This is a genomic window from Mesorhizobium sp. M7A.F.Ca.CA.001.08.2.1, from assembly GCF_003998455.1.
GTDB classification, from domain to species: Bacteria; Pseudomonadota; Alphaproteobacteria; order Rhizobiales; family Rhizobiaceae; genus Mesorhizobium; species Mesorhizobium ciceri.
On the sequence record NZ_RZPW01000165.1, the window covers coordinates 1 to 9533 of the forward strand.

Sequence of the window (9533 nt, forward strand, 5' to 3'; positions counted from 1 at the left end):
GAGCAAGGTGCCACAATTGTCGGCGGCCGCTGGCTCAGTTCCGGCCTGCGCCTTTGCGTTACGCGAACAGAGCATCTTTTTGTCGTCCCTTGCGCATCGTCCCGTCCACAAGAGCCCGACAGTGGCAGCCATGATCGATACCGCATCGCCGATCGTCGCATCGCCAGCCGTCTCGCCGCGCGAGGAGCGCGTCGGCATGCTTTTGGTCTTCCTGTCGGCGCTGATGTGGAGTTTCGGCGGCGCCATCGCCCGCTTCATCACTGTCGGTGACAGCTGGACGGTCATTTTCTGGCGATCCGTGTGGGCAGCCGCCTTCCTGGTCTGCTTCATGGTTTGGCGTGACGGCTGGCGTGGCATGCTGAAGCTGTTCCGTGACATGGGGTTGCCCGGCCTTGCCGTCGGGATCTGCTTTGCCACGGCATCGACCGCCTTCGTCGTGGCGCTCGCCTACACCACCGTCGCTAACATCCTTTTGATGCAGGCAGGCGTGCCGTTGCTGGCGGCGCTGTTTGCCTGGGCATTGTTTCGCGAAAGGGTTGGTGTCGCGACCTGGGTGGCAATCGCCGCCGTCATCACCGGCGTCGCCATCATGGTGTCGGAATCGCTCGATGGCGCCGTCTCGCCCATGGGCGATGGGCTGGCGCTGTTGATCGCGGTCATGTTTTCGGTCGCCACCGTCATCACCCGGCGGTTCTCCGGCGTGCGCATGACGCCGGCGACGTGCCTCGGCACCATGCTCGCGGCCGGCTTTGCCGTCTCGCAGGCATCGACCCTCACCGTATCTGTCAGTGACATGGGCTTTCTGTTTGCCTTCGGCGTGGTCAATCTCGGCCTCGGCCTGGCCTTCTTCGCCACCGGCGCGCGACTGATCCCGGCGGCCATCGCGGCGCTGCTCGGCACGTTCGAGCCGATCCTCGGCCCGATATGGGTCTGGCTCATTCATTCCGAGGTGCCGTCGGGGCGCACCATCATCGGCGGCGCGGTTGTGGTCACGGCGCTGCTCGTCCATATCGGGCTCGAATTCAAGCGCCAGGCAAGGCCCGAACGCGCAGGGGTCACCGGGGTGCCGTCACCTAATTGAAGCGGCCTGCAGCTTTGCCATTGACAACGTCGCTGCGGCACGGGCAGGCTGGGAATACGGCAACAACAAGACAGGCGTATCTTGCCAAGTCTCCCAGCCGGTCCGATCGGGACCGGACCATATCGTCGTATCTCTGCCCGCGCCATGGCGAAAGCCTCTGACGGTATTGGCACGCCTCCCAGGCCGCCTCAGGGGCATCCAACCATCTCATCGAACCGCCTGCATGGTCTCGGCAGTTCGCGCTTGTCGCCCCTTGGAAAGCTCAATAGTCTGAAGAAAATGCCGGTCGCGCTGATGTCGCGACGAGCCGGTGAAGGAACACTCATCAAAGGAGAATAGCATGATCCGCAAAGCGCTCTGGCTTTCGGCAACGTCGGCATTCCTGACATTTTTCACCGTCGGCGGTCACGCCGAAGATCGTGTCGTCAACGTCTTCAACTGGTCGGACTACATCGACAGTTCGATCATCGACGATTTCACCAAGGAAACCGGCATCAAGGTCGTCTATGATACCTTCGATTCCAACGAAATCCTTGAGACCAAGCTGCTTGCCGGCGGCAGCGGCTATGACGTCGTCGTGCCCAGCGGCAATTTCCTTGCGCGCCAGATCCAGGCCGGCGTGTTCCAGAAGCTCGACAAGTCGAAGCTGCCCAACATCTCCAACATGTGGGATACGGTTTCGGAACGCACGGCCAAGTACGACCCCGGCAACGAATACTCGGTCAACTACATGTGGGGCACGGTTGGCATCGGCTACAACATCAAGAAGGTGCAGGCGGCGCTCGGCACCGACAAGATCGACAGCTGGGATGTCTTCTTCAACCCCGACAGCCTGGCCAAACTGAAGGACTGCGGCGTCTACGTGCTGGACTCGCCGGCCGACATCATTCCGGCTGCACTGAAATATCTCGGCCTCGACCCGAACAGCACATCGCCCGACGATATCGCCAAGGCCGAGGAGACCTTGCTCAAGGTCCGACCTTATATCAGGAAGTTCCATTCCTCCGAATACATCAACGCGCTCGCCAACGGCGATATCTGCCTGGCCGTCGGCTGGTCGGGTGACGTGTTCCAGGCCCGCAACCGCGCGGTCGAGGCCAAGCAGGGCGTCGAGATCGGCTATTCCGTGCCGAAGGAGGGTGCGCAGATGTGGTTCGACCAGATGGCGATCCCTGCCGACGCGCCGCATGTCGCAGAGGCGCTCGAGTTCATCAACTACATGATGAAGCCGGAAGTTATCGCCAAGTCGTCGAACTACGTGCTCTACGCAAACGGCAACAAGGCTTCGCAGCAATTCGTCGACAAGGCACTGTTGGAGGATCCTTCGGTTTATCCCGATGCCGAGACCATAAAGAAGCTCTACACCGTCTCGCCGTACGATCCCAAGACCCAGCGCGTCATCACGCGCACCTGGACCAAGATCGTCACCGGCCAGTAAGCAATCCGACACGGTCCCGGCAGTCACCTGCCGGGACCGTTTTTACCTGGGGCAAGAAGCAAGAAAATCAGGACGGAGTGGGACATGAAATCGCTTGGCAGCATCCGCAGGGATTTTGCACCGTGGAACGACCCGAACGCCAAGCCGTACATCCAGTTCGACAACGTCACCAAGAAGTTCGGTGACTTCACCGCCGTCAACAATCTGTCTCTGACCATCTTCGAGCGCGAGTTCTTCGCGCTGCTCGGTGCTTCCGGTTGTGGAAAGTCGACGCTGCTCAGGATGCTCGCCGGCTTCGAGGAGCCGACAGCCGGCCGCATTCTGCTCGATGGCCAGGATCTGCGCGGCATCCCGCCCTACCGGCGGCCGGTCAACATGATGTTCCAGTCCTATGCGCTGTTCCCGCATATGACGGTCGAGAACAACATCGCCTTCGGCCTCAAGCAGGACGGCATGCCGAAGCCCGAAATCGCATCGCGCGTTGCCGAGATGCTGAAGCTGGTCAAGCTCGAGCAGTTCGCCAAGCGCAAGCCGCATCAACTGTCCGGCGGCCAGCGCCAGCGCGTCGCGCTCGCCCGCTCGGTCGCCAAGCGGCCGAAGGTGCTGCTGCTCGACGAGCCGCTCGGCGCGTTGGACAAGAAGCTGCGCGAAGAGACGCAGTTCGAACTGATGGACCTGCAGCAGAATCTCGGCCTGACCTTCGTCGTCGTCACCCACGACCAGGAAGAGGCGATGACCATGGCCGATCGCATCGCCATCATCGACAAGGGCGAGGTGATGCAGGTGGCAACGCCGGCCGAAGTTTACGAGGCGCCGGGATCGCGTTTCGTCGCTGGCTTCGTGGGCAACGTGAACATGTTCGAGGGCAAGATCGCGCGTGGCGAGGCGGGCAGCGCCAGCATAGACGCCGGCAACGGCATCACCATCCGCACCGACAATGCCGGCACCGCCGGGGCCGGGACGGCCGTCACCTTCGCCATCAGGCCCGAAAAGATCAAGGTGTCGTCGAAGAAGCCGGCCGAGGCCGTCAACGCCATCGAGGGCGAGGTCTACGACATTGCCTATCTCGGCGACATGACCGTCTATCATGTCAGGCTGGACGACGGCCAGGTGGTGCGCGCCAGCACCATGAACGCGGCCCGCATCACCGAGGATCCGTTGAGCTGGAACGACCGCGCCTGGGTTTCCTTCCGGCCCGACGCCGGCGTCGTGCTGACGCGGTAGGGGGCGACCATGTCGAGCGCCGCCGTCACCACCTCAACAGCCTCGCCGGCATCCAATGCCGGCAAATCCATCCTTGCCAGGCTGGGTGCTGCCTTCGTTGGCCGACTGGTCATCATCATCCCGTATGTCTGGCTGCTGTTCTTCTTCCTCATTCCGTTCGTCATCGTCTTCAAGATTTCGCTGTCGCAGACGGCGATCGCCATCCCGCCCTATACGCCGGCGCTCGATTTCAGCGGCGGCATTTCCGGGTTCCTGGCTCAGCTGAAACAGCTCAGCCTCGACAATTACACCTGGCTGACGCAGGACGCGCTCTACTTCAACGCCTATGTGACCAGCGTCATCATCGCCGCGGTCTCGACGGTCCTGACATTGCTCGTCGGCTACCCCATCGCCTACGGCATGGCGCGCGCGCCGGCGACGATCCGCCCGACCTTGCTGATGCTGGTGATCCTGCCGTTCTGGACCTCGTTCCTGATCCGCGTCTACGCCTGGATCGGCATTCTCAAGCCCGAAGGGCTGCTCAATCAGCTGCTGCTCGCCACCGGCGTCATCCACCAGCCGCTGATCATCCTCAACACCTATACGGCGATCTTCATCGGCATCGTCTATTCCTACCTGCCGTTCATGGTGCTGCCGCTCTATTCCGCGCTCGAGAAGATGGACTATTCGCTGATCGAGGCGGCCAAGGATCTCGGTTGCCCGCCGACCAGTGCGTTCTGGAAGATCACCTTCCCGCTGTCGCTGCCCGGCGTCATCGCCGGTTGTCTGCTGGTGTTCATTCCGGCCGTCGGCGAATTCGTCATTCCCGATCTGCTCGGCGGATCGCAGACGCTGATGATCGGCAAGACGTTGTGGAACGAGTTCTTCGCCAATCGCGACTGGCCGGTATCGTCGGCCGTGGCCGTCATCCTGCTGTTGCTGCTGATCGTGCCGATCATGCTCTTCCAGCGGGCTCAGGCGCGCGCTCAGGAAATGGACAGGTGACCTCATGAACGCCACCTGGAGCCGCTTCAACATCACCTCGATCGTGCTTGGCTTTGCCTTTCTCTACCTGCCGATCGTGCTGCTCATCGTCTTCTCGTTCAACGAATCGAAACTGGTCACGGTCTGGGGCGGTTTCTCGACCAAATGGTACGTCTCGCTGTTCCACAACCAGGGTCTCATGGACGCGACCTGGGTGACGGCGCGTGTTGGCCTGATCTCGGCCACGGTTGCGACGGTGCTGGGCACCCTGGCGGCACTCACCTTGACCCGCTACACGCGCTTCAAGGGCAGGGTGCTGTTTTCCGGCATGGTCTTTGCGCCGCTGGTCATGCCGGAAGTCATTACCGGCCTGTCGCTGCTGCTGCTCTTCGTCGCCGTCGGGCTCGATCGCGGCTTCCTCACCGTCACGCTCGCCCACATCACGCTGACCATGTGCTTCGTCGCCGTGGTCGTGCAGTCGCGGCTCATGACTTTCGACCGCTCGCTGGAAGAAGCCGCGATGGATCTTGGCGCAACGCCGGTGAAGACCTTCTTCCAGATCACATTGCCGGTCATCATGCCGGCGATCGTCTCCGGCTGGATGCTGGCTTTCACCCTTTCGCTCGACGATCTGGTCATTGCCAGCTTCACCTCGGGGCCGGGCGCGACGACGCTGCCGATGAAGATCTACAGCCAGGTTCGCCTCGGCGTGACGCCGGAAATCAACGCCGCCTGCACCATCCTGATCGCCGTCGTGGCGATCGGCGTCATCATCGCCTCGCTTGCCAACAAGCGGCGTGAGGTGCAGCGCCAGCTCGACGAGCAGGCCGCGCAGCGCGGGTGAAGATGAAAACGCGACCGCTTATTCCCCCGAAACGCCGCGGCTGATCGGGGAAATGAACGGCGTGCTCCAGGTTCCGCCGACGAAGAACGACGACTGGTTGGGGCCTTGCTGGCCGTTGGCCTGCGTTGCCGCCTGATCCGGCTGAATGACGCCGCCGGACAAGGCCAGTCCGCGCCCGGCGTAGGACGCGATGCCGGACAGCCAGATCTTGTACTTCGCTGAATTGGCCTCGGCCTTGTCGATTCGCGCCACGCCCTTCGAAATGGTGGCCTTGATCTCGGCACCGTCGATCGGCAATGTTGCGTCGGAGACATCGTCGAGCGCGAAGAAGCCGCCCTGTTCGGTATGTTTGAGGAAGGCCGGCAGGTTGAGCTTGCTCAACGCACCCGGCCCGAAGGTCGCCGAGACCGAGCCGTCGGCATTGTCGAAGATGGAATCCCAGGTTCTGCCCGGCCCCTTGAGGATCACCGAGACGGTGCCCGTGCCGACCGGCACCAGCCGCGTCATCCCCGCCGCCGTGCCGAAAGCACCGCCGTCGATGTCGGACGCCAGAAGGCGGATTTCGACCTGCGAGCCTTCCGGCTTGCGATCGAAGCGAAGGCTGGTCTGGATGTTGCCGCCGAAGGCCGAGGCATCGGAGATGTCGAAGACGGACAGACCATCCTTGACCTGTGCGGTGGCGGCGACGTCGGCGAGCTGGATCGGCCCCGCCGTGGCGTGCGCCGCCGACAGCCTGAGATCGAGATTGATCTTGTCGGCGAAACTTGTGTCGATTTCGCCAGGCCCCGCTCCTCCGGTCGGCACCAGCGGGGTGAAGGCCGACAGAAACGATCTGAGGTCGAGCGTGTCGAAGGCGAGCGTGCCGGAGATCACAGGTTGTGCTTCACCAAGCGAGAGGTCCAGCGCACCCATCCCCGGATTGTTGTCGAGTGCAATCGCCGTGTTGTCGAACTTGACGCGCCCGCCGGTCGCGGTGATCTTGCTCGAAATGCTGACCGAGCCGATCGCCGCACCCGGAGCGATGCCGGCCTGCGACCATTCCAGGACACGCCGCAGCGAGGGTGCCGAGAACTTCGCTTGACCGTCGAAATAGGTATTTTCAGACATGCTGGCCGTGCCGTCGAACGAGAAGGTGGCGGGCGCCGCCTTGAAGGACAGTGTCAGCGGCGCCGTGCCGCCGGCAAACAGCACAAGCGGTTTGGCCGAGGCGACGTCCAGCGCGACGCTTTCGCCCCGCCAGATGCCGGTTGCCGACAGCGTCGCATTGCTGTTCATCGCCGCCCAATTTGCCTGACCGTTCAAACTGCTCAGGATCTCGACGTCCTTGCCGCCGATGGAGGCTACCATGCGGCCGTCGCGAAACTCGACCGTGCCGAAGGTGTCGGTAGGCAGCTTGTCGAGGTCCGGTTTGGCGGGGTCGGCGTTGACCAGGCCGCGCGCCGTGTCGATGGAGCGCGTGATGCGCCCGCCGGTCGGGACAGCGGGCAGGAAAAGGCCGGCAGGCGTGCGCTGGACCCGGATCGTCGGCCGCACCAGCCGCGCCGTCGAAAACACCACGTCGCCGCGCAAGGCCGCCATGGCGGAAAGGTCGACCTCGACCCGTTCTGCCTCGACCACCGGCGGCGCCTCGGTGTCGGTCCATTGTGACAGCGTCACATCGGTCAGGATGGCGCGGAATGTCGGCCAGACCTCGATACGCGGCGAACCGTCGATGGCGACACGGAAGCCGCTCCACGCACTCATTTCCCAGGCGATGCGGTCGCGCACGATACGGGTGGAGGCAATCAGCGGCAGGGCGGCAACGACCAGCGCGACGACGATCACGGCAGCGCCGATCGCCCATATTCCGCGCCGGATCATAGATGATGGCATATGGCCCCGTATGCTTCCATTCCGACAATCGCCCGACGGGTGTAACCCCGGTCGTCACCACGGCCCCGGTCGTCACCAGGACTTCCGGCCGTCACTACGACTTCAAGTTGTCACTACGACTTAGGGCTGAGGCATTTCAAGTCTTTATGGCCCGGCGATGGCATTTGCGCACATCTGGTCGCATCAGCCGAACAAAATCTTGCTCTGCTGCGCCGCGATATGCATAAGCGATGGCGACCGTGGAGGAACGATCATGGCTGCCGAACAACCGCTCTGGACACCGACGCAAGACCAGATTGACGCAGCACCCTTGACCGCCTTCACCAAGGCCGCCGGAGTGAAAGCCGGCGTAGCGTTTTCCTCGTATTCGCAGCTTCACGCCTGGTCGGTCGAGGACCGTGAAGGGTTCTGGAGCCTGGTCTGGGATTTCTGCGGCATCGTCGGCGACAAGGGCGACAAGCTGCTCGTCGACGGCGACAAGATGCCCGGCGCTTCTTTCTTTCCCGATGCGACACTGAATTTCGCCGGGAATCTGCTGAAGAAGACCGGCTCAGGCGACGCAATCGTGTTTCGCGGCGAAGACAAGGTCGAGCGCCGGCTGTCCTGGAACGAGTTGCACGCGCTGACCTCGCGGCTGCAGCAGCTTTTCCTGTCGCTCAAGGTGAAGAAGGGCGACCGCATTGCCGCCATGATGCCCAACATGCCGGAGACCGTCGCCGCCATGCTGGCAGCCGCCTCGATCGGCGCCGTCTGGTCGTCCTGCTCTCCCGATTTCGGCGAGCAGGGCGTGCTCGACAGGTTCGGCCAGATCGAGCCCGTCGTCTTCATCGCGCCGGATGGCTATTGGTACAATGGCAAGGCGATCGAAGTCGCCGACAAGATCGCCGCGGTCGCGGCCAAGCTCGGCACTGTCCGCAAGATCCTGGTCGTCGACTATCTCGGCACATCGAGCGATGTCGCCGGGATCATCGACAAGGCGGTGGCGCTGGAAGAGGCGCTGTCGCCCTTCGCCGGCAAGCCCGTCGCCTTCGAGCCGCTGCCGTTTTCGCATCCGCTTTACATCCTGTTTTCGTCGGGAACGACCGGCATTCCCAAATGCATCGTCCATTCGGCCGGCGGCACGCTGATCCAGCATGTCAAGGAACACCGGCTGCATGCCGGTCTCACCGACGGCGACCGCTTTTTCTACTTCACCACCTGCGGCTGGATGATGTGGAACTGGCTGGTGTCGGGTCTCGCTTCGGGCGCCACGCTGCTGCTCTATGACGGTTCGCCCTTCTATCCCGACGGCAATGTGCTGTTCGATTTCGCCGATGCCGAGAAGATGACTTTCCTCGGCACCTCGGCCAAGTTCATCGATTCCGTGCGCAAGGCCGGCCTCAAGCCGATCCGCACGCATGATCTGTCCACTGTGCGGGCAATCTCCTCCACCGGCTCGCCGCTGTCGCCGGAAGATTTCCGCTTCGTTTATGACGGCATCAAGAAGGACGTACATCTGGCCTCGGTCTCCGGCGGCACCGACATCGTCTCCTGCTTCGTGCTCGGCGTGCCGACGCAGCCGGTCTGGACCGGCGAGATCCAGGGACCCGGCCTCGGCCTGGCCATCGATGTCTGGGACGACGACGGCAGGCCGGTCCGACAGGAGAAGGGCGAGTTGGTCTGCGCAAAAGCCTTTCCGGCGATGCCGATCGGCTTCTGGAACGACCCCGATGGCAAGAAGTACCGGGCGGCCTATTTCGAGCGCTTCGACAATGTCTGGTGTCATGGCGATTTCGCCGAATGGACCGAGCATGGCGGCCTCATCATCCATGGCCGCTCCGACGCGACGCTCAACCCGGGCGGGGTGAGGATCGGCACGGCGGAGATCTACAATCAGGTCGAGCAGATGCCTGAGATCCTGGAAGCTTTGTGCATCGGACAGGACTTCGACAACGACGTGCGCGTCATCCTGTTCGTGCGCCTGGCCGCCGGCGTGCAGCTCGACGAGGATCTGGAAAAACGCATACGGGCAAAAATCCGTAGCGGCGCGAGCCCGCGTCACGTGCCGGCAAGGATCGTCGCCGTCACCGACATCCCTCGCACCAAATCGGGCAAGATCACCGAGCTTGCGG

General features: G+C 62.9%; 7 protein-coding genes. 6 read left to right on the forward strand and 1 reads right to left on the reverse strand.

Going from position 1 to position 9533, the window contains the following annotated elements:
- Positions 1 to 130: 130 nt before the first annotated feature.
- From EN914_RS12480 to EN914_RS12500, 5 genes are all read left to right on the forward strand, one after another.
- On the forward strand, positions 131 to 1081 hold the full coding sequence (locus EN914_RS12480) for a DMT family transporter (protein ID WP_024505755.1): 951 nt from the start codon (positions 131 to 133) through the stop codon (positions 1079 to 1081).
- Between the two features lie 340 nt (positions 1082 to 1421).
- Positions 1422 to 2519, forward strand: coding sequence for a polyamine ABC transporter substrate-binding protein (locus EN914_RS12485; RefSeq protein ID WP_013530248.1), 1098 nt, complete (start codon positions 1422 to 1424; stop codon positions 2517 to 2519).
- Positions 2520 to 2603: 84 nt separating this feature from the next.
- A complete protein-coding gene (locus EN914_RS12490) occupies positions 2604 to 3743 on the forward strand; it encodes an ABC transporter ATP-binding protein (protein WP_013530249.1) in 1140 nt (379 codons plus the stop codon).
- Positions 3744 to 3752: 9 nt separating this feature from the next.
- On the forward strand, positions 3753 to 4727 hold the full coding sequence (locus EN914_RS12495) for an ABC transporter permease subunit (protein WP_024505754.1): 975 nt from the start codon (positions 3753 to 3755) through the stop codon (positions 4725 to 4727).
- A gap of 4 nt (positions 4728 to 4731) precedes the next feature.
- Positions 4732 to 5550 carry an ABC transporter permease gene (locus EN914_RS12500; protein ID WP_013530251.1) on the forward strand — a complete coding sequence of 273 codons (819 nt, stop codon included), beginning with the start codon at positions 4732 to 4734 and terminating at the stop codon, positions 5548 to 5550.
- 18 nt (positions 5551 to 5568) lie between these two features.
- Here the strand turns inward: EN914_RS12500 and EN914_RS12505 are convergent, their stop codons facing one another.
- Entirely contained in the window at positions 5569 to 7422 is a 1854-nt protein-coding gene (locus EN914_RS12505; RefSeq protein ID WP_024505753.1) for an AsmA-like C-terminal region-containing protein, read from the reverse strand.
- A 253-nt stretch (positions 7423 to 7675) separates the two neighbouring features.
- Between EN914_RS12505 and EN914_RS12510 the strand changes: the two genes are divergently transcribed.
- The coding region (locus EN914_RS12510; RefSeq protein ID WP_127389099.1) for an acetoacetate--CoA ligase at positions 7676 to 9533 on the forward strand (1858 nt) is incomplete at its 3' end.

Bases quoted from the DNA above. Each gene is read 5' to 3' on its own strand.
- EN914_RS12480 (WP_024505755.1), top strand. From the start codon at position 131: ATGATCGATACCGCATCGCCGATCGTCGCATCGCCAGCCGTCTCGCCG.
- EN914_RS12485 (WP_013530248.1), top strand. From the start codon at position 1,422: ATGATCCGCAAAGCGCTCTGGCTTTCGGCAACGTCGGCATTCCTGACA.
- EN914_RS12490 (WP_013530249.1), top strand. From the start codon at position 2,604: ATGAAATCGCTTGGCAGCATCCGCAGGGATTTTGCACCGTGGAACGAC.
- EN914_RS12495 (WP_024505754.1), top strand. From the start codon at position 3,753: ATGTCGAGCGCCGCCGTCACCACCTCAACAGCCTCGCCGGCATCCAAT.
- EN914_RS12500 (WP_013530251.1), top strand. From the start codon at position 4,732: ATGAACGCCACCTGGAGCCGCTTCAACATCACCTCGATCGTGCTTGGC.
- EN914_RS12505 (WP_024505753.1), bottom strand. From the start codon at position 7,422: ATGCCATCATCTATGATCCGGCGCGGAATATGGGCGATCGGCGCTGCC.